Below are 19927 nucleotides of genomic sequence, written 5' to 3'. Positions count from 1 at the left end.
GTTGAGGTTGAGTGCAACAGCGCCGGGGATGGCGTTTGGTAATGGGGTAGTCAAATTTTTAAGCAGTAATCTTTATGCGCGTTTAGCAGGATATCCTGCAATAATATTTGGCCTGTTCTCTGATGCATCCAAGGGGTTTCGCCAGTTCAATAACGGTGACTCTACTGCCGGTAAATACACCATTACTGGTGGCTTAAGCATGGCTATTGGCTCTGCTGTTGTCCTTGAAGCCGGACTTGCTGTTGCGGGTGCTACATCGGTTGTGCCCTTCGCCGGATGGGCCGCAGCTGCCCTTGTTCTTGTAGGCACAACCATCATTGCAGGAGGCCTCTATCTCCATGCCAAGGCACATGAGCGACTTCACAGTCCAATTGAGCTTTGGGCAGCACGTAGCGTATTCGGTAATCGTATCAACGATGGGGAAGCACGCCCTGGGATCGTCTTGGACTACGAAAAGAAACTTCCTGCTTTCAGATCGCTACAAACAGAAATCAAAGCTTGGCACAGTGAGCATTACGGACCAAAACTGTTATCCGCCGAGCAAGCTCTATCACTCGGCATGACTAAAGCCGACACCAAATGGCATCAGAATAATCACTGGTCTCCGCCAAACTGGACAGCTATCACCCACAATGAAGTAGCCACCTCTCAACCAACCGTTGAGATCACCGTGCTGCTGCCTGGCTTCGTGCTTGGAGTAAGCGAATGGTCAGGAACCTTGAGCACCCTCCGTAACGACCAAGGAATGGACGTTTTTCCAATCGCCCCGACCGGTCACATTGTAAGCGCTGGCTTAGTTCTGCATTTCGAGAACACGCTAGGCACCCAAAATCATGTCTCACTGCATTTAGCCTACAGCGTCAACCCAGGGTTGGATGAAGACAGTGAGATCCTGTCAATTTTTCGTCTAGAGCGCTGATCATGGCAACCATCTGGCTATTCAACTCAACGTTAGACTCCGGGCATAAACCTGCCATCGGGGGACAGTTGGTGAAAGTATCAAAAAATACCTTATGCCTGCGAAATCCCTGGGTAACAGATTCCGTATTCATGGGAAAACTATATTGCGCCATGACGATCATCTTACTGATTGGTTTTTACCCCTACCTCTTTCCAAGCATCCCAGACCTATACACGGAAGACACCGAATTGCTGTTATCGTTTTTAATAATGCCTTTCATATTTACTCCTTTTCTGATGTATCGAATCTTTTTTATAAGAGGTTTGTCAAACTTCGTTCTCAATCGTTCAACAAAAAAAATCTACTACCAGCGCTTGAGTAAGGTATTGGTTTTTGATTGGAAAAATACCGGAGGTGGCCTATTCAAACGCACCGAATTCGGCGGCTCTTCCTTCAGCACCAGCTATGCCCTGGCCTTCGCCCCGCGCCGGGCGGACGGCAGCCTCCACCAGAAGGACTGCCTCTGGGTCGACAGCAACGAACCCACCGAACCCGGCGTCAAGCATGTCGCCGAAGTCTGGGAATACCTCCGCCATTTCATGGACCACGGCCCGGACAAGCTCCCACCGCCCGGCGAACCCAACTGGTGGCACAAGCCTCTGCACGCCATCTGCCTGACCCCGGCAGAAGCCTGGCGCCACTACGCCCCCTGGCGAACCGGCGAACCCGGTGAAATGCAGGGCAAGAAGAACTGGCAATTACCATTCTGGGCCGTGCTGTTCCCGTACAACCTCACGGTCGCCATCTGTTGGTACTTCGTCTGCAAGCTGTTCAATGTTCGTGCAGCGCCGCCACCTGCGAAGGCCTTCGAAGGAGCGTCTGCTAACCCCGAGTAATTACCACCTCAAGGTATTCACTCGGCACCACCAACGATGTGGGCCCCGCGACGTTGCTCTCGTTCAGCAACGCCGTCAGGTCGTTTTCCAGCGCGGCGGCGGCTTCCTGCTCCAGCGCAGCAAACGCCTTGTGCACCGGCCCGTACCAGGTGCGGAACACCTCGATGAAGTGAGCCGCCGAGCGATAGCGGAAGTTGAACTGCTGACGGCTGACCTTCAACTCACCGAGCGCCTCGCCGAACATCACCCGCAGTTGTTGTTCATCGCCCCAGCGCGAAGGCGGCAAAGCGCCGGCTGGCGGCGGCAGATGCCGCCCGAGGGTCTTGAACATTTGCCCGACGAAGCCTTGCGGGGTCCAGTTGGCCAGGCCGATACGGCCACCGGGCCGACACACCCGGCTCAATTCGCGCGCCGCCTGGGCCTGGTCGGGCGCGAACATCACGCCGAAGGTGGAAAGCACCGCATCGAAGCTGCCATCGGCAAACGGCAGCGCTTCGGCATCGGCTGCCTGAAACAGCACGTTCAGGCGTTCGGCCCGCGCCCGTTCTTTACCGCGCTCGAGCAGTTCGGGCACATAGTCGGTGGAAGTCACCCGGCAGCCGCGCCGGGCAGCTGCCAAGGTGGCGTTGCCGTTGCCGGCGGCGACATCCAGCACCTGTTCGTCCCAGCGCAAGTCACAGGCTTCGGCCAGGCGTTCGCCCACCAGTTGCAGGGTGGTGCCGATGACCGCGTAATCGCCGCTGGCCCAGGCGGCTTGCTGGCGGGCTTTCAAGGCATTGGTATCCAAAGGGGTGCTCATGGTCTGCGCCTTCTTGTTGTGCGCGGCCGAGGTCCTTCTGGCGGTCAACGCGCCGTGGATCGAGGGATTGGGAGCAAAACGCTACGCGCCTGGCAGGCGCAGCGGCAAGTCAGATTGGGGATAGGGGCAAGAACAAAGCGCTATATGAACGCTGCCGGCACCCACCTCGGCCGCAGGGGCTTCAAGCCATGCGATCGAGATGAGCGCCGGGCGCCGCGACGGTCAGGCGAACCTGGCCCGGGCCGCGTGCAGCTTCTTGTAGCTGTCGATCAGGCGCAGGTGGCGGTCGAGGCCTTCCAGCTTCATGCTGGTCGGCGTCAGCCCATGGAAGCGCACGCTGCCGTCCACCGAGCCCAACACGGCATCCATGCGCGCATCGCCGAACATACGGCGGAAGTTGGCTTGGTAGTCGTCCAGCTCCAGCTCATCATCCAGCTGCACCTCCAGCACCACGTTCAGCGCCTGGTAGAACAACCCGCGCTCGACCGTGTTGTCGTTGAACTGCAGGAACGCCTCGACCAGTTCCTTGGCGTCCTCGAAGCGCTGCACGGCCAGGCAGATCAGCAGCTTCAACTCGAGAATGGTCAGTTGGCCCCACACCGTGTTCTCGTCGAACTCTACCCCGATCAGCGTGGTGATGGTGGTGTAGTCATCGACATCGCAGTTGTCCAGGCGCTTGAGCAACAGCTTGAGCGAGCGGTTGTCGAGGCTGTGCAGATTGAGGATGTCGGCACGGAACGACAAGGCGCGGTTGGTGTTGTCCCAGATCAGGTCCTCGACCGGGTAGATCTCCGAGTAGCCCGGCACCAGAATGCGGCAGGCAGTGGCGCCGAGGTTGTCGTACACCGCCATGTACACTTCCTTGCCCAGGTCCTCGAGGATGCCGAACAGGGTCGCGGCCTCCTGCTGGTTGGAGTCCTCGCCCTGGCCGGAGAAGTCCCACTCGACGAACGCGAAGTCGGCCTTGGCGCTGAAGAAACGCCACGACACCACGCCGCTGGAGTCGATGAAGTGCTCGACGAAATTGTTCGGTTCGGTCAGCGCGTGGCTTTCGAACGTCGGCTGCGGCAGGTCGTTCAAACCTTCGAAACTGCGGCCCTGAAGCAATTCGGTCAGGCTGCGTTCCAGCGCCACTTCCAGGCTCGGGTGGGCGCCGAACGAGGCGAACACACCACCGGTGCGCGGGTTCATCAGGGTCACGCACATGACCGGGAACTCACCGCCCAGCGACGCATCCTTGACCAGCACCGGGAAACCCTGCTCTTCCAGGCCCTGGATACCGGCGACGATGGCCGGGTACTTGGCCAGCACCTCTTGCGGCACATCCGGCAGGCACAGTTCACCTTCGAGGATTTCGCGCTTCACGGCGCGCTCGAAGATTTCCGACAGGCACTGTACCTGCGCCTCGGCCAGGGTGTTGCCGGCGCTCATGCCGTTGCTGAGGAACAGGTTCTCGATCAGGTTGGACGGGAAGTACACCACCTGCTGGTCGGATTGACGCACGAACGGCAGCGAGCAGATGCCGCGCGCGATGTTGCCCGAGTTGGTGTCGTACAGGTGCGAGCCGCGCAGCTCGCCGTCCGGGTTGTAGATTGCCAGGCAGTGTTGATCCAGGATTTCGACCGGCAGCGCATCGCGTGGGCCGGGTTTGAACCATTGCTCGTTCGGGTAGTGCACGAACGGCGCGTTGGCCAGGTCCTCACCCCAGAACTGGTCGTTATAGAAGAAGTTGCAGTTCAGCCGCTCGATGAATTCACCCAGCGCCGAGGCAAGCGCGGCCTCCTTGGTCGCACCCTTGCCGTTGGTAAAGCACATCGGCGACTGGGCGTCGCGCACGTGCAGCGACCACACGTTGGGCACGATGTTGCGCCACGAAGCGATTTCGATCTTCATCCCCAACCCGGCGAGAATGCCCGACATGTTGGCGATGGTCTGCTCCAGCGGCAGGTCCTTGCCTGGAATGCAGGTGCGGGTATCCGACACCGGCATCAGCAGGCCCTGGGCGTCGGCATCGAGGTTGTCGACCACTTCGATGACGAACTCCGGGCCGGTCTGTACCACCTTCTTTACCGTGCAACGGTCGATGGAACGCAGGATGCCCTGGCGGTCCTTGTCGGAGATGTCCTCGGGCAGCTCGACCTGGATCTTGAAGATCTGGTTGTAGCGGTTTTCCGGGTCGACGATGTTGTTCTGCGACAGGCGAATGTTTTCGGTGGGAATGTCGCGGGTCTGGCAGTAAAGCTTGACGAAGTAAGCCGCGCACAAGGCCGAAGACGCCAGGAAATAGTCGAACGGCCCCGGGGCCGAGCCATCCCCCTTGTAGCGGATCGGTTGATCGGCGATCACCGTGAAGTCGTCGAATTTGGCTTCGAGACGGAGATTGTCGAGAAAATTGACCTTGATTTCCATGCGGGATTACCGTGATTTAAGCGCGCAAAACGAATTGGCCGGCATTATCCGGGTTTTCGTTGCGGAAGTCCCCTTCAACTCAGAACACGTTCTTTATTTGTGGGAGCGGTACAGACTTGCGCATTCCACCGAATTGCTTGCCTGATCCTCTGAACCTGCCCCTGCCAGCAGACCAGCGGTCGCGCCCCTGTGCTAGCGTTTCTGCACCGGGGAACAGCGTATTCCCCGCTCCGCAAGAACCCGGCGACAGCAACCGTTGACGAGCAGGTGAACCATGGAACTACGCATCAACCAGAAGACCTACCAGGTCGAGGCCGACGCCGATACGCCCCTGCTGTGGGTGCTGCGCGATGACCTGGGGCTTACCGGCACCAAGTATGGCTGCGGCCTGGCCCAGTGCGGTGCCTGCTCGGTGCTGATCGACGGCACTGTCGTGCGCGCCTGCGTTACCCCGGTGGCCGGGGTGGTCGGGCGCGAGGTGACCACCATCGAGGCGATCGAAGCCGATGCCGTCGGCAAACGGGTGGTCGCGGCCTGGGTCGAGCACCAGGTGGCCCAGTGCGGCTACTGCCAGTCCGGCCAGGTGATGGCCGCCACGGCGCTGCTCAAGCATACGCCCACGCCGAGTGACGCGCAGATCGAGGCAGCCATGGTCAACCTGTGCCGCTGCGGCACCTACAACGCCATCCATGCCGCCGTGCATGAACTGGCCCAGGGGGAGAAGGCCTGATGAACACGCCAGTCGATACCCCTGCCGAATTGCTCAAGCTGCAACAGGGCGAAACGGTCAACCTGTCGCGGCGGCGCTTTCTTGCCGGCACCGCGGTCGGCGCCCTGGTGCTTGGTTTCGGCCTGCCCACGGGGTCGGCCCGGGTGCAGGCAGCAACCGCAGCGACCGCTGAACGCGGCACCCAGGTGCCGGCGTTTCTGGAGATTCGCCCAGACGGCACGGTGCGCCTGCTCAGCCCGTTCATGGAGGGTGGGCAAGGCCCCTTCACGGCCATGGCGCAAATCGTCGGTGAAGAGCTGGACGTCGACCCGGCCAATTTCGTGGTCGACAGTGCACCCCCCGGCGAAGCTTATGTGGTGATGGAAAACGGCATGCGCATCACCGGCGGCAGCATGTCGGTGCGCATGAGCTACCCGACCATGCGCCGCCTGGGCGCCCTGGCCCGGGCCATGCTGCTGCAGGCGGGTGCCGAGCAGCTGGGCGTTCCGGTCGAAGAACTCTCCACCACGCCGGGTAACGTGGTACATACCACGAGCGGGCGATCCATCCCCTACGCGGAACTGGCCAGCCGCGCCATGGACCTGCCGGTACCAGACCCGGCCAGCGTCAAGCTGCGCGACCCCAGCCAGTTTCGCTGGATCGGCAAGCCGGTACGGCGCCTGGATGCCTACGACAAGTCCACCGGCAAGGCGCTGTACAGCATCGATATCAAGGTCGACGGCATGCTCCATGCCGCCGTGCAACACGCGCCGCGCCTGGGCATGAGCGTAGGCAGCCTGCGCAACGAAGCGCAGGTCAAGGCCATGAAGGGCGTGCACTCGGTGCATCAGTTGCCAGGCGCCGTGGCGGTGGTTGCCGAGCGCTGGTGGCACGCCAAGCGCGCGGTCGAAGCCCTTCAGGTGGACTGGCAGGAGCCTGCTGCCGACAGCCCGGTACGGCCGATGCCGGCGGATTTCTCCAGCGATGGCTGGCGCGAGCATCTGGCCACGGTCGAGGGCCCGGCGCGCGACGAGGAAAACCAGGGCGATGTGGCTGGCATGCTGGCCAATGCCAAGACCCGGGTCGAGGCGACCTATCACAACCAGTACCTCAACCACGCCCAGCTGGAACCGCCATCGGCGCTGGCCCGCTTCAACCCGGACGGCAGCCTGGAAGTGTGGCTGCCCAACCAGGCCCCGGACATGTTCCGTGACGACATTGCCAGGCGCACCGGCCTGGCCCCGGCGCAGATCACCCTGCATTCGCCGTTGCTGGGCGGGTTCTTTGGCCGCCATTTCCTCTACGACTCGGCCAACCCCTACCCGCAGGCGATTGCCTTGGCCAAGGCGGTGGACCGACCGGTGAAACTGATCTGGAGCCGCGAAGAAGAATTCCTGCGCGATGTGCTGCGCCCGGTCGCCGTGGTGAAGTTCCGCGCCGGGCTGGATGCCGACGGCCTGCCGGTGGCCCTCGAAGCGGTGAGCGCCACCGAGGGCCCGACCGAAGCCATCGCCGGCAAGCAAGGCGAAAAGCTCGACCCGACCGCGCTCGAAGGGCTGTCGGGCAAGGCCTACGCCATCGCCAACAAACGCATTGCGCAAATCTACGTCAAAGGCCCGGCCATGCTTGGCTACTGGCGTTCGGTAGGCAACTCGCTGAACGACTTCTTCTACGAATCGTTCCTCGACGAACTGGCCGACAAAGGCGGCAAGGACCCGTTCGAACTGCGCCTGCACCTGCTGCGCGGCAATGCGCGCCTGACCAACCTGCTGCAGGCCGTCGCGGAACTGTCCGGCGGCTGGAAGCGCGGGCCGTTCACCGCCGAGGACGGCAGCAAACGCGCGCGTGGCGTAGCCATGGCCTCGCCGTTCGGCTCGGAGGCAGCGGTGATTGCCGAAGTGTCGATCGAAAACGGCCAGGTCAAGGTGCACGACATCTGGCAGGCCATCGACCCGGGCAGCATCGTCAACCCGGCGATCATCGAGCATCAGGTCAACGGCGCCGTTGCCCTGGGCCTGTCGCAGACCCTGCTGGAAGAAGCGGTGTACGTCGATGGCAAGCCGCGCGCGCGCAACTACGACCTGTACCCGATCCTGCCACCGTCGCGCATGGCCAGGGTGCATGTGCGCATCGTCGAAAGCGGGGCGAAGATGGGCGGTATCGGCGAGCCGCCGCTGCCCGCCGTGGCCCCGGCAGTGGTCAATGCGGTCGCGCAGCTCACTGGCCAGCGCGTGCGCAGCCTGCCGTTGAGCCGCCATACCTTCAGCTGAGCACAAGGACGCCCCATGCCCCATCGTTGCGCAAGGATCGCTGCCTGGCTGGCGCTGCCGTGCCTGCTCGCGGCAGGCCTGCTGGCCTGGTATGCCACCCGCGAGCCCGCCTCGCCATTTGCCGGCGCGCCGGCCACGGCTGCCGACCCGGCGCTGGTCAGCCGTGGCGAGTATGTGGCCCGGCTCGGCGATTGCGTCGCCTGCCACAGCCTGCCGGATGGCAAGCCGTTCGCCGGCGGGCTGGAAATGGCCACCCCCCTGGGCGCCATCCACGCCACCAACATCACCCCCGACCGCAACAGCGGCATCGGCCAGTACAGCCTCGCCGACTTCGACCGCGCCGTGCGCCAGGGCGTCGCGCCTGGCGGCCGGCGGCTGTACCCGGCGATGCCCTACCCGTCCTATGCCAAGCTCAGCGATGACGACGTGAAGGCGCTGTACGCGTTCTTCATGCTCGGCGTGCAACCGGTGCAACAGGCCAACCTGCCCAGCGACATTCCCTGGCCGCTGAACCTGCGCTGGCCCATTGCCGTGTGGAACGGCCTGTTCGCCGCCACCACGCCGTACGCCGAGCAGCCCGGCCAGGACGCGCAGTGGAACCGCGGCGCCTATCTCGTGCAAGGGCCTGGCCATTGCGGCAGTTGCCACACGCCGCGCGGCCTGGCCTTCAACGAGAAGGCCCTGGATGACAGCGGCAAGCCGTTCCTCGCTGGTGCGCTGCTCGATGGCTGGTACGCACCGAGCCTGCGGGCCGACCCCAACACCGGGCTGGGGCGCTGGAGCGAGGCCGAGATCGCGCAGTTCCTCAAGACCGGGCGCAACCGGCATGCCGTGGTATTCGGCTCGATGACCGAAGCGTTCAACAACTCCACGCAGTTCATGAGCGACGACGACCTGGCGGCCATCGCGCGCTACCTGAAGTCGCTGCCCGGGGACCGGCAACGCGACGGCGAGCCGTGGCAGTACCAGGCAGAATCAGCCACAGCGCGGCTCGACCGGCCTGGCGCACGCACCTATGTAGCGCGCTGTGCGTCGTGCCACGGCCTGGACGGCAAAGGCCAGGCCGAATGGATGCCGCCACTGGCCGGCGCCACCTCGGCATTGGCCAAGGAGCACGCCTCGGCGATCAACATCACCCTCAATGGCTCGCAGCGTGTGGTGACGGCAGGGTTGCCGGATGCCTACCGCATGCCGGCGTTCCGCGAGCAACTGAGTGACCAGGAGATTGCCGAGGTGCTGAGCTTCGTGCGCACGGCCTGGGGCAACCACGGCGGTGCGGTGACGGCGCAGGCGGTGGGCGAGTTGCGCGGGCATACCGACCCGGCCAGCAGCAGCCCGATCATTTTGCACATGCGCTGAAAACTGCGATGGCTGTGCTGGCCTCTTCGCGGGTGAACCCGCTCCCACAGGACAGGCATCAGCCTCAAGACCTGTGCAGTACCTGTGGGAGCGGGTTCACCCGCGAAGAGGCCGGCACAGCCAGCCTTGAACATCAGATTTACCGGAATCCTCTATTTACCGGAGCCCCTATGGAAAGCATCGACCTGCTGGTCCTGCGCACCACCCGAGACTGGCTCGCCGCCGGCCACCGCGCCCTGCTCGCCACGGTCGCCCGTACCTGGGGCTCTTCCCCGCGCCCGGTGGGCTCGATGATGGCCCTGCGCAGCGACGGCCGGGTGGTCGGCAGTGTCTCCGGCGGCTGCATCGAAGACGATCTCATCCACCGCTACACCAGCGCCTATGGCGGCCCCGGCATGCCCGGCGGCCTGCCCCAGGTGGTGCGCTATGGCGTCAGCGCCGACGAGGCCCACCGCTTCGGCCTGCCCTGTGGCGGCACCCTCGAACTGCTGCTGGAGTTCGCCCCGTCGCTGGCGCACCTGGAGCAACTGCTGGCCGGCCTCGACAGCGGCAGGCTGATACGCCGGCGGCTCGACCTGCGCAGCGGCGAAGCCAGCCTCAGCGCCACCACCACGCCCGAGCTGTTCAGCTTCGACGGCCGGCAGATGCTCAGCACCCTCGGCCCCGGCTACCGCCTGCTGCTGATCGGTGCCGGCGCGCTGGCCGAATACCTGGCGACCATGGCCCTGTTCAACGGCTTCAGTGTTTCACTGTGTGACCCGCGCCCCGAGTACACGGCAGGCTGGAACGTGGCCGGGGTCAATCCCCTGGCCGGCATGCCGGACGATGTGGTGCGCGCCTTCGCCCCGGACCTGCGCAGCGCCATCGTCGCGGTCAGCCACGACCCCAAGCTGGACGACCTGGCCCTGCTCGAAGCCTTGCACAGCCCGGCCTTCTATATCGGCGCCATCGGCTCACGGCGCAACAGCCAGCTGCGCCGCGAACGGCTGATCGAACACTTCGGCGAAAGCGAAGCGTCGTTGCAGCGCCTGCATGGCCCCATCGGCATCTATATAGGCAGCAAGACCCCGGCAGAGATCGCGGTCAGCGTCATGGCCGAGATCCTCGCGACGAAAAACGACGTCAGCCTGCCGGGTGCGGTCAGCGTGAGCCGGGCCAAACTCGCCCGGGAGGTCGCGCATCAGTGATGCACGACCAGCAGACGCGATGCTTTGCCTTACTGCCAGCGCTCCAGGCTCTGCAGCACCAGCTGTTCCGGCAGCTCCCCGGCGGCGATCTTCTTCATCTCGCGTGCCAGCGCCTCGCGCAGCTGCGGCTGGTTGCACGGCGAGTCATGCGACAGCGCCAGGTACAGCCCTTCGCTGGAGATCGGCGGCTGCAGCACCTGGAGCGTGTCGGCAATGCCCAAAGTGCGCGCCAGGGCCATGCCCGGGTACTGCTCGTACACCAGGTAGTCGCTGCGCTTGTGCACCAGTTTCTCGAACGCCTGCCTGGCACCGGGCACGGCCTCGAGGGTGAGATTGGCCTTGGCGTAGTCGTCGAACTGCTGGCCGTGGCTGTTATTGACCAGCGTGCCACCCTTGCGACCCTTGAGATCGGCCCATTGCCGGTAGGCGAAGGCATTGTCCTGGCGCACCCAGACCACGCTGGGGGTATGCAGGAACGGCGGGACGATGAAGTCCATCTGTTGCTGGCGATCCGTGGTCAGGAAATACCCGGCCATCAGGTCGATGCGGCCGGTGCGCACTTCTTCCTGGGCGCGCGACCATGGCCCGCCGTAGACCACTTCTATTTCCAGCCCCAGTTGCTTGCCCAGGTATTTGAGCAGGTCGGCATTGGCGCCGATCAGTTGCTGGGGGTTTTGCGGGTCGCGCCACAGGTAAGGGGGGTATTCCGGGTTGCCGGTGGCGGTCAGCCGGCGACACTCGCCGTGCGCCAGCGCCGCCAGCGGCAGCAGCAACAGGCACGCCAGCAGCCGCAAGGCGTGGCGAAAGCAACGCTCGATCATCGACGACCCTCGGCCCATGTAACCTCCGCAGACCCGAAGCGGTGGCCAAAGGCTGCCACCTCCTGTGGTCGACTGCAGCATCCGTTCGTACATGCTGTAGACAGTCTGGACCATGCGCGGCCATCGGGCTGGCCTTTCATCGGCCAGCCCTCGGCAACACGACGTACACCGGTTCGGCGACCGGGCCTCAAGCCCCCTGCCGACGCATCGCCAGGATCGCCGCACCAAAGCCGATAAAGGTCGTGCCCACCACGCGGCTGACCCAGCGCGACAGCGCCGGCCGCGTCAGCACACCCTTTGCCCGCGCCGCCAGCGCGGCATACAGGCTCAGCGAGACCAGTGACAAGCTGACGAATATCCCGGTCAGGATCAGGAATTGCGGCAGCAACGCCGCACCCTGGTCGATGAACTGCGGGAACAGCGCGGTGAAGAACATGGTCGCCTTGGGGTTGGTCACTGCGGTGAAGAAGGCCGACTTGTACAGTTTAAGCGGCGTCGGTCGCGCCACACCGTCCACAGCCCCCGGCGCCAGCATCGGGCTTTTCTTCAGCAATTGCCGCACGCCCAGGTAGAACAGGTAGCCCGCACCGAGGATCTTCACCGCATTGAACAACATTTCGGAACTGGCCAGCAGCGCGCCCAGCCCGAGCATGGCGGCGGCCGAGAGGCAGAACAGGCCAGAGCCATTGCCCAGCGACGACCAGATCGCGCTGCGCTGGCCATGGGCCAGGCTGTTGTTGATGGCCATCAGGGTGGCGGGACCGGGGCTGGCGATCGCAATGGCAGCGACCAGGGTGAATGCGAACAGCGAGTGAGAATCCATTTCAAGGCTCGTCAGACAATCAGGAAGGACCGCGTGCAGTCACGCAGGCTCAGTCGGCATTCTGCCGCTTGGCCGCCTTCTTGGCGATAGCCTTCATGCGGGTTGCCGCCCGTTGCACGGTAGCCATCTTCTCGGGGCGCTTCATGCCCCGCCATTTGCGGATTTCATCACGGGTGCGGCCGCAGCTCACGCACAGTTCGCTATTGAGCTGGCACAGCGAGACGCAAGGGTTGTCGATGTCTTTGGCCATGCCGCCACTCAGCCGGGCATTTCTGCCTGTGCACGCTCGGCAGCAGCGTGGAACACCTGGCGCACTTCCTCGGCCTTGGCCTTGCTCACCGAGTGGGCAGCCAGCAATTCGTCGACCACACGCAAGCCCTGCTCGCGGGCCGTGGCAAGTTGCTCGGCGTCGGAGGCGTCTGCGATATCACCCAGATAAGGAGCGATGAGGTACACGTAACGGTCCTGCAGCTTGAGCGCTTCCAGCGCGTCGAGGGCGTTCTGGAACCGGTCGGCAGCGGCAGGGCTCATGCTCAGTTTATCGAAATGAATCAGGCTCACACGGTCAGTGGCCATGTTGACGAATCTCCGTTTCCTGGGACGGCCAGGCCCACAAGCAGCAACGCGTCTACGGTGCTCGGATGTGCAGGCCCGGTGGATGCCCATCAGGGTACCAGAACGCGAGGCAGAAAGGGCCATCGCCCCCGGAACTAAAAGTATTTGGCAGGTCGCGCAAGGGACGCCCCAGGGCGCTATCGGGACAGGAGCCGGCATTTCGCGCGCAGGATAATCGCGCCAGCACTCAACCCGCCGAAGCCGTCATCGAACTCGGTAGCCCACACAACTACAAGCCTGCAGCGCAGGTAAACCACAAAGGGGCCTCATCTTACATGGCAAAGGAACACATCACCGAAACGCTCGATCTTGGCGTGACGGACCCCTCGAAAACCGCCGAAGCGCGCCAGGACCGGCGTTTCGAGGGCAAGCTCGACTGGATCGTCTTTGGCTTTACCAGCCTCCTGGCCATCGCTTTCGTACTCTGGGGCTTCATCAACCAGGCCAGCCTCGCCAGCAGCGCGTCCGGCGCACAATCCTGGGTCATTCTCAACTTCGGCTGGTTCTTCGTGCTGACCTCGACGCTGTTCGTGGTGTTCGTCCTCTGGCTCGCCGCCAGCCGCTACGGCCGGGTACCGCTGGGGCGCGATGGCGAGCAGCCGGAGTTCCGCACGGTGTCGTGGGTGGCGATGATGTTCAGCGCCGGCATGGGCATCGGCCTGATGTTCTTCGGCGTCGCCGAACCGCTGTCGCACTATGTGTCGCCGCCGCCGGGCTCGACCACCGCGCAGTCCAGTGAAGCGATGCAGGTGGCCATGGCCACCACCCTGTTCCACTGGACCTTGCACCCCTGGGCCATGTACGCCATCGTCGGCCTGGTGATTGCCTACGGCACCTTCCGCCGCGGCCGCTCGCAGCTGATTTCCGCCGCTTTCCGGCCGCTGATCGGCAAGCACGCCAATGGCCCGCTGGGCCGCCTGATCGACATGATGGCGATCTTCGCCACGCTGTTCGGCTCGGCGGCGTCCCTGGGCCTGGGTGCCCTGCAGATCGCCGGCGGCCTGGAATACAACGGCTGGATCGAAAGCCCCGGCAAGCTGTTCTACATCTCGATCATCACCCTGCTGACGGTCGCCTTCGTCACCTCGGCGGTGTCCGGCATCGGCAAGGGCATCCAGTGGCTGTCCAACACCAACATGGTGCTGGCGCTGGTGCTGGCGCTGTTCGTGTTCATGGTCGGCCCGACCCTGCTGATGCTCAACCTGCTGCCGACCTCGATCGGCATCTACATCAAGATGCTGCCGGAAATGATGGCCCGCACCAACGCCAGCGGTGGCGAGCAGATGAACAGCTGGCTGGCCGGCTGGACCGTGTTCTACTGGGCCTGGTGGATTTCCTGGACGCCGTTCGTGGGCATGTTCATCGCCCGCATCAGCCGCGGCCGCACCATCCGCCAGTTCGTCACCGGGGTGCTGCTGGTACCGAGCCTGGTCAGCCTGGTGTGGTTCACCATCTTTGGCGGCGCGGGGATCGATGCCCTGCGCGAAGGGACCTTCCAGCTGGTCAACGGTGCGGTCAACAGCAATCACGCGCTGTACCAGTTGCTGGACAGCTACCCGCTGGCCTCGGCCACTTCGGTGCTGGTGATGATACTGGTGGGCATCTTCTTCGTTTCCGGGGCCGACGCGGCCTCCTTGGTGATGGGCACGCTGTCGGAGCACGGCACTACCACGCCATCACGGCGCACGGTGATTTTCTGGGGTGCGCTGACCGGTACGGTGGCGGCCATCATGCTGGCGATCGGCGACCCGAGCGCGCCCGGTGAGGCGCTGACCGGCCTGCAGAACCTGACGATCGTGGTCGCCCTGCCGTTCGTGGTGGTGATGGTGCTGCTGTGCCTGGCGCTGTACCGCGACCTGCGCAAGGACCCGATGATGCTGCGCCACCTGCGTGGTAACGAACTGATCGAAAAGGCCGTGCTGTATGGCGCGGTAAAGCATGGCGAGGAGTTCTACATCGTGGTGCAGGAGAAGAAGACGTCGGCCAAGGCCGAGGCGGCGTCGGGTGAAGTTTCGCAAGCCTGACATCCGCACAGTGAGAGCGAGCCACGCTCGCTCTCATGAATTTGCACATACCTCATTGAATCAGCAGGGAGCTTGTGGGAGCGGCTTCAGCCGCGAACACCGGCGTAGCCGGTGCCATGCACCGCGCTGGATTCTTCGCGGCTGAAGCCGCTCCCACAGGGGCTGGGTGATTTCATACAAAGTCATCCTTGGCAGCCACGCGTTCGGGCAACGCCTCAGTTACCCTTCAACGCCGCCTCGATCCTGGCCACATCGATCTTGCCCATCTGCATCATCGCCTCGAATGCGCGCCTGGCCGCCGCCCGGTCGGGGTCGCCGAGGGCTTCGATGAGGATACGCGGAGTAATCTGCCAGGATATGCCCCACTTGTCCTTGCACCAGCCGCAGACACTGGCCTGGCCACCATTGCCGATTATCGCCTGCCATAAGCGGTCGGTCTCGGCCTGGTCCTCGGTGCTGACCTGGAACGAAAATGCCTCGCAGTGGCTGAACGCCTTGCCGCCATTGAGGCCCACGCAGGGAATGCCCATGACGCTGAACTCGACGGTAAGCACATCGCCCTGCTTGCCCGAGGGGTAATCCGCCGGCGCCTTGTGCACTGCAATCACCCTGCTGTCGGGAAAGACGCTGGCGTAGAAGTTCGCCGCCTCTTCGGCAGCGCTGTCGTACCAGAGGCAGATGGTGTTCTTGGCAGTCATGATTCTGCTCCAGAAAAAAGACCTCGACATTGGAGTTTAGCCCGCCTCGCCAGGCAGCGACGGCCACCCGGTCGCGACCCGTTTCTGCAACATCCTGCAGACATTTCCGATATCAGGTGATGAACCAGCTGACAAAAATGCGGTCTTTGGCTGACGGTCAACTCACCGACCGGTTCATCGGCCCAGTCACCGGGCCTAATTTTGTCCTGTTTCAGCGAAGACCCAACATGCCCGATTCCCGCCCGACTGCTTCCGCCCTCACTGCCCTGCGTGGCGGCCTGATCGCCACCCTGGTGGCCCTTGCCGCCCCGGTGCATGCCGAAGAGCCAGCCAGCGATGCCCGCTGGGTCAGCGACAGCCTGAGCACTTACGTGCGCAGTGGCCCGACCGATGGCCACCGCATCGTCGGTACGCTCAAGTCCGGGCAGAAGCTGAGCTTGATCGGCAGCCAAGGCAACTACAGCCAGGTGCGCGGGCAGAACGGTGATGTGGTGTGGATTCTCAGCAGCGATCTGCAGACAGTGCCGGGCCAGAGCGAGCGCCTGCCGCAGCTCGATACCCAGGTCGCGGAGCTGACCGGGCAGTTGAAGACCATCGACGACAGCTGGAAGCAGCGCGTGCAAGGCATGCAGGAAACCCTCGACTCACGCAAGCAGCTGATCGACGAACTGCAAGCGCGCAACCAGGCGCTGAACGAACAGCTCGACCAGAGCCAGTCGACCCTGCGCGATACCCAGGCGCGCCTGGGTGACGAGAACAAGCAGGTAATGATGCGCTACATGGTGTATGGCGGCAGCATTGCCGGCGCGGGCTTGCTGGCGGGGCTGATCCTGCCGTCGCTGACCCGTGGGCGGAAGAAGAACGACCGCTGGTTCTGAATGGTGCTTCCCTGTACCGGCCTCTTCGCGGGCTTGCCCGCCCCCACAGGTATTGCACCGGCTGCGCAAAACCTGTGGCAGCGGGCAAGCCCGCGAAGAGGCCAGTGCAGACTTACCGGCTACGTGCCTTGTTATAGATAGTCTTGGCCAGGTCCGCCGAGGCCTGGCACTGAGTCATGTCACCTTTGCTCTGAGCCTCCTTGGCGTTTTGCAGGTGGACTTTGAAGTCATGGGCCATGCCGCCATGCATTGCCTGGCCACTCGCCTTGTCGAAATCCTCAAGTTCCTTGATCTTGGCCGCACAGTTGCTCGCAGGGTCTGCGTGTGCGGCAAAACTGAGCACCGAGGCAATCACCAGCAGGGGGATGCATTTCGTGGATTTCATGGAGCGTTCTCCTGGAAACCATAAGGGTCGTCGAGGCACATGCGGCTCGACGCAGCCAGAAGCATAGTTGGCCAATGCCCGCACCGCTTCAGCCCAATCGCGCGCCGGTTTGTGCAAACAGGAAATCGATGAACGCCCGCACCCGCAGCGGCATGTGTCGGGCCTGCGGGTAGATCAGCATGAACGGCCGCGAGGTGCCGGCAAATTCACCAAGCACTTCCACCAGTTCGCCGTTGGCCAGCGCGTCCTGCACGGTAAAGCGGTAGGCCTGCATCAGCCCGCCGCCGTGGCGCACCAACGTGGCGGTGGCGAGGAAGTCGCCTAGGCAGGTGAGCCCGCCCTGGGTTTCAATCTCCACCAGGCGGCCACCCTGGTGAAAGCTCCACGGCGGGCGGCGGCCACTGCTGGGCAGTTCGAACTGGATGCACTCGTGCTGCAGCAAATCGTGCGGTGTCTGGGGCGTACCGGCACGGGCCAGGTAGCCCGGCGTGGCCACCACGACCAGTTCGGCGTCTTCCAGGCGGCGCGCCACCAACCGTGAATCGGCCGGCTCGCGACCGCGAATGGCCAGGTCGAACGGTTCTTCGGCGAAATCGACGTTGCGGTTGCTGACATGCACATCCACCTGCACCTTCGGGTAACGCTGGCGAAAGCGCGGCAGCAGCGGCAACAGGCGGTGGTGGGCATAGGGCGTAGGCGCACTGATGCGCAGGCGGCCGCTCGGCTCGAGCTGCCCGCCGGTGACCTGGCGTTCGGCCTCGACCAGTTGCCCCAGCGCCTGCCGGCATTGCTGGTAATAAGCCTGGCCGGCCGCGGACAGGCGCATCTGCCGGGTGGTGCGCACGAACAGGCGCACCCCCAGGCGCTCTTCCAGGCGCGCCACGCTGCGGCTGACCGCCGCCGGGGTGACCCCGGCCTGCGTGGCTGCAGCCGTGAAACTGCCGCTGTCGGCAGCCAGGCAGAACAGCTCCAGGCTACCCAGTTGCAGGTCATCGAAATGGCGGGTCATGGCTGCTCGATTGATTACATGATGGATCGATTGAAATGCCGTACGGCGCATTTTTCAAGTGCTGGTTGCAACTTACAGTGGTTCCACACCGAGCCCAAGGCTCATTTCACTGGAGACCATGCACATGAACACGCCACGCACCGTCATCATCACCGGAGCCTCCAGCGGCTTGGGGTTCGCCCTGGCCGAGGCCTTTCTCGAACGCGGCGACAACGTCGTCGGCAATGCCCGCAGCCAGGCCCGCCTGGAACAAGCCGCGGCCCGCCTCGGCAAGCCTTCGCGCTTCATCGGCGTGGCGGGTGACATCGCCGAAGCGGCCACCGCGCAGCGCCTGTTCGCCAGCGCAGTACACACCTTCGGGGGTGTCGACCTGTTGATCAACAACGCCGGCATCTTCATCGCCAAACCCTTTGCCGAGTACAGCGAAGCCGATGTCGACGCCCTGGTCGGCACCAACCTCAAGGGTTTCTTCTACCCGGCCCAGCAAGCGGCGCGGATCATGGCCAGCCAAGGCCACGGGCAGATCATCGCCATCACGGCCTCCATCGCCCTGCAACCGGACACGCGCGTACCGGCGCTGTTGCCGGTGCTGGTCAAGGGCGGCCTGAACCAGGCCGTGAAAGGCCTGGCGCTGGAACTGGCCGCCAGCGGCGTGCAGGTGAATGCCGTGGCGCCGGGGATCATCGATACGCCGCTGCATGGCGGCAATGTGCAAGGGCTGGGCGCGCTGTCACCCAGTGGTCGTACCGGCTCGCCGCAGGATGTGGTGGACGCGGTGCTGTACCTGGCCGACTCGCGCTTCGTCAGCGGCGTCATTTTGCCGGTGGATGGCGGTAGCACCGCCGGCACCTGGCATTGAACAGAGGAGCAGACAAGCATGCCGTATGTCCATATTCGGGTGACCGATGAAGGGGTGAGCGCTGAACACAAGCGCCAGCTGATCGAACAGACGACCCGCATGTTGCAGCAGGTGCTGGGCAAACCGCCGGCCAGCACCTTCGTGGTGATCGAAGAAGTGCCGACCGATAACTGGGGGGTTGGCGGGGAAACGGTGACGGCGCGGCGTGCGCGCGAGCGGGGGTGAGGCTGGGGGCCGCTTTGCGGCCCAATCGCCGGCAAGCCGGCTCCCACAGGTACCGCGCAAGCCCGGGCTGCATCGTTCCCTGTGGGAGCGGGCACGCCCGCGAAGCAGGCGGCGCGGTGCATGGCACCGGCTGCGCCGGTGTTCGCGGCCACGGCCGCTCCCACAGGTACCGCGCAAGCCTGGGCCTGCATGGTCAGGTGCTGCTGAGCGCGGTGTTCGACAACCTCGGCAAAGGCGCTGACGGCAAAAACGGTTAGACTGTAGCGCTCGCGCCGGCATGGCGCGGGCCGTTCATCTACCCGCCGGAGCCCACCCCCCGATGTTCATCCTGAGCCGCCTCGACAGCGTGCCGCCCGAATCTTTCCAGAACCAGATCCGCGAGCTGGTGATCCACCATGTCGGCGAACTGAGCAGTGTCGCCATCAGCGCCGACAACCCGCTGTACCCGCTGTACCAGTACGGCGTCGGCATGGAAGTGCACCAGTACCTGCAAGCGCTGGACGGCACCCGCGGCCTGGCCGTGGCGCTGACCCTGGCGCTGGATGCCGAGGCGCCGGACCAGTTGCTGGGTTTTGCCCTGTCGCTGCCCGCCAAGGACGATGACCGGGCCTGTGCCTTGGCATTCCTGGCGGTGCGCGCCAGCCATCGCCGCCAGGGTATCGCCCGGGCCCTGCTGGGCGACCTGCAGGCACGCCATGCCTGCGTCGAACTCAATGCCTTCGCCAGCCAGGTGCCGTGGTTCGAGGCGATGGGCATGCAGGTGGTGGCCGCCAATGGGCCGCAGGTGCTGATGAGCAGCACCGGGCAGGCCAGCGGCGCGCTGATCGGGCGGCTGGACATCGCGCCGATCTACCAGACCGCGGAAGTGATGCAGATCCATACCTACCTGCTCAACCAGCAAGGTGAAGATGCGATGATCGAAGCGGAACAGATGCGTGACGAGCGGCTGGACGAACTGACCGCCCAGGCCCGGGAATGTGTGCGCCAGCGCAAGACCGTGCATTGATTCACCCGTCCGCTCCCACAGCATGCAGGTAACTCATTGCATCTCCGGCCTCTG

General features: G+C 64.0%; 19 protein-coding genes and 1 pseudogene. 11 read left to right on the top strand and 9 right to left on the bottom strand.

Annotation, left to right across the window (positions count from 1 at the left end; genetic code table 11):
• Both C6A77_RS15645 and C6A77_RS15640 read left to right on the top strand, forming a co-directional pair.
• Positions 1-919 (top strand): annotated as a pseudogene (locus tag C6A77_RS15645) (hypothetical protein); the annotation flags it as partial.
• A 2-nt stretch (positions 920-921) separates the two neighbouring features.
• On the top strand, positions 922-1797 hold the full coding sequence (locus C6A77_RS15640) for a hypothetical protein (protein WP_114170285.1): 876 nt from the start codon (positions 922-924) through the stop codon (positions 1795-1797).
• Here C6A77_RS15640 and C6A77_RS15635 read toward each other — a convergent pair.
• Both C6A77_RS15635 and C6A77_RS15630 read right to left on the bottom strand, forming a co-directional pair.
• Positions 1784-2596 carry a class I SAM-dependent methyltransferase gene (locus tag C6A77_RS15635; RefSeq protein ID WP_114170284.1) on the bottom strand — a complete coding sequence of 271 codons (813 nt, stop codon included), beginning with the start codon at positions 2594-2596 and terminating at the stop codon, positions 1784-1786. The two genes, C6A77_RS15640 and C6A77_RS15635, sit on opposite strands and share 14 nt — an antisense overlap.
• Before the next feature lie 222 nt (positions 2597-2818).
• Positions 2819-5005, bottom strand: coding sequence for an OsmC domain/YcaO domain-containing protein (locus C6A77_RS15630; protein WP_114170283.1), 2187 nt, complete (start codon positions 5003-5005; stop codon positions 2819-2821).
• Positions 5006-5279: 274 nt separating this feature from the next.
• Between C6A77_RS15630 and C6A77_RS15625 the strand changes: the two genes are divergently transcribed.
• From C6A77_RS15625 to C6A77_RS15605, 4 genes are all read left to right on the top strand, one after another.
• Positions 5280-5735 (top strand): (2Fe-2S)-binding protein, encoded by a 456-nt coding sequence (locus C6A77_RS15625; protein ID WP_114170282.1) that lies wholly within the window; start codon positions 5280-5282, stop codon positions 5733-5735.
• A complete protein-coding gene (locus tag C6A77_RS15620) occupies positions 5735-7984 on the top strand; it encodes a molybdopterin cofactor-binding domain-containing protein (RefSeq protein ID WP_114170281.1) in 2250 nt (749 codons plus the stop codon). The genes C6A77_RS15625 and C6A77_RS15620 overlap by 1 nt, the downstream gene beginning before the upstream one ends.
• Positions 7985-7999: 15 nt before the next feature.
• Complete coding sequence (locus C6A77_RS15615) at positions 8000-9343, top strand: cytochrome c (RefSeq protein ID WP_114170280.1); 1344 nt, start codon at positions 8000-8002, stop codon at positions 9341-9343.
• Positions 9344-9513: 170 nt separating this feature from the next.
• Positions 9514-10530 (top strand): XdhC family protein, encoded by a 1017-nt coding sequence (locus C6A77_RS15605; protein ID WP_114170279.1) that lies wholly within the window; start codon positions 9514-9516, stop codon positions 10528-10530.
• A gap of 29 nt (positions 10531-10559) precedes the next feature.
• Here C6A77_RS15605 and C6A77_RS15600 read toward each other — a convergent pair whose 3' ends face one another.
• From C6A77_RS15600 to C6A77_RS15585, 4 genes are all read right to left on the bottom strand, one after another.
• Positions 10560-11351 (bottom strand): transporter substrate-binding domain-containing protein, encoded by a 792-nt coding sequence (locus tag C6A77_RS15600; protein WP_114170278.1) that lies wholly within the window; start codon positions 11349-11351, stop codon positions 10560-10562.
• A gap of 187 nt (positions 11352-11538) precedes the next feature.
• Entirely contained in the window at positions 11539-12174 is a 636-nt protein-coding gene (locus C6A77_RS15595; RefSeq protein ID WP_114170277.1) for a LysE family translocator, read from the bottom strand.
• A gap of 49 nt (positions 12175-12223) precedes the next feature.
• Positions 12224-12424 carry a DUF1289 domain-containing protein gene (locus tag C6A77_RS15590; RefSeq protein ID WP_012271937.1) on the bottom strand — a complete coding sequence of 67 codons (201 nt, stop codon included), beginning with the start codon at positions 12422-12424 and terminating at the stop codon, positions 12224-12226.
• A gap of 8 nt (positions 12425-12432) precedes the next feature.
• Complete coding sequence (locus tag C6A77_RS15585; RefSeq protein WP_114170276.1) at positions 12433-12750, bottom strand: hypothetical protein; 318 nt, start codon at positions 12748-12750, stop codon at positions 12433-12435.
• Between the two features lie 314 nt (positions 12751-13064).
• Between C6A77_RS15585 and C6A77_RS15580 the strand changes: the two genes are divergently transcribed.
• Positions 13065-14813: a BCCT family transporter gene (locus C6A77_RS15580; protein ID WP_114170275.1), complete on the top strand. Its 1749-nt coding sequence runs from the start codon at positions 13065-13067 to the stop codon at positions 14811-14813.
• Between the two features lie 215 nt (positions 14814-15028).
• Here C6A77_RS15580 and C6A77_RS15575 read toward each other — a convergent pair whose 3' ends face one another.
• Positions 15029-15511 (bottom strand): VOC family protein, encoded by a 483-nt coding sequence (locus tag C6A77_RS15575; RefSeq protein ID WP_114170274.1) that lies wholly within the window; start codon positions 15509-15511, stop codon positions 15029-15031.
• 227 nt (positions 15512-15738) lie between these two features.
• On the opposite strand from C6A77_RS15575, the gene C6A77_RS15570 reads away from it, so the two are divergent.
• Positions 15739-16389 carry a TIGR04211 family SH3 domain-containing protein gene (locus C6A77_RS15570; RefSeq protein ID WP_114170273.1) on the top strand — a complete coding sequence of 217 codons (651 nt, stop codon included), beginning with the start codon at positions 15739-15741 and terminating at the stop codon, positions 16387-16389.
• A gap of 112 nt (positions 16390-16501) precedes the next feature.
• Here the strand turns inward: C6A77_RS15570 and C6A77_RS15565 are convergent, their stop codons facing one another.
• Together C6A77_RS15565 and C6A77_RS15560 are read right to left on the bottom strand one after the other, a co-directional pair.
• Positions 16502-16774 carry a hypothetical protein gene (locus C6A77_RS15565; RefSeq protein ID WP_114170272.1) on the bottom strand — a complete coding sequence of 91 codons (273 nt, stop codon included), beginning with the start codon at positions 16772-16774 and terminating at the stop codon, positions 16502-16504.
• Positions 16775-16862: 88 nt separating this feature from the next.
• On the bottom strand, positions 16863-17783 hold the full coding sequence (locus C6A77_RS15560; protein WP_114170271.1) for a LysR family transcriptional regulator: 921 nt from the start codon (positions 17781-17783) through the stop codon (positions 16863-16865).
• Between the two features lie 124 nt (positions 17784-17907).
• Between C6A77_RS15560 and C6A77_RS15555 the strand changes: the two genes are divergently transcribed.
• The 3 genes from C6A77_RS15555 (at position 17908) to C6A77_RS15540 (ending at position 19873) form a co-directional block, all read left to right on the top strand.
• Positions 17908-18642, top strand: coding sequence for an SDR family oxidoreductase (locus tag C6A77_RS15555; RefSeq protein ID WP_114170270.1), 735 nt, complete (start codon positions 17908-17910; stop codon positions 18640-18642).
• Between the two features lie 18 nt (positions 18643-18660).
• Positions 18661-18867 carry a 4-oxalocrotonate tautomerase family protein gene (locus C6A77_RS15550; protein WP_114170269.1) on the top strand — a complete coding sequence of 69 codons (207 nt, stop codon included), beginning with the start codon at positions 18661-18663 and terminating at the stop codon, positions 18865-18867.
• Positions 18868-19186: 319 nt separating this feature from the next.
• The gene (locus C6A77_RS15540) at positions 19187-19873 is read left to right on the top strand and encodes a GNAT family N-acetyltransferase (RefSeq protein WP_114170268.1); all 687 of its coding nucleotides are present in this window, start codon (positions 19187-19189) and stop codon (positions 19871-19873) included.
• Positions 19874-19927: the final 54 nt, after the last annotated feature.

The organism is Pseudomonas sp. AFG_SD02_1510_Pfu_092, assembly GCF_003331055.1.
Lineage (GTDB): Bacteria > Pseudomonadota > Gammaproteobacteria > Pseudomonadales > Pseudomonadaceae > Aquipseudomonas.
This window is presented reverse-complemented; position numbering and strand designations above follow the sequence as displayed.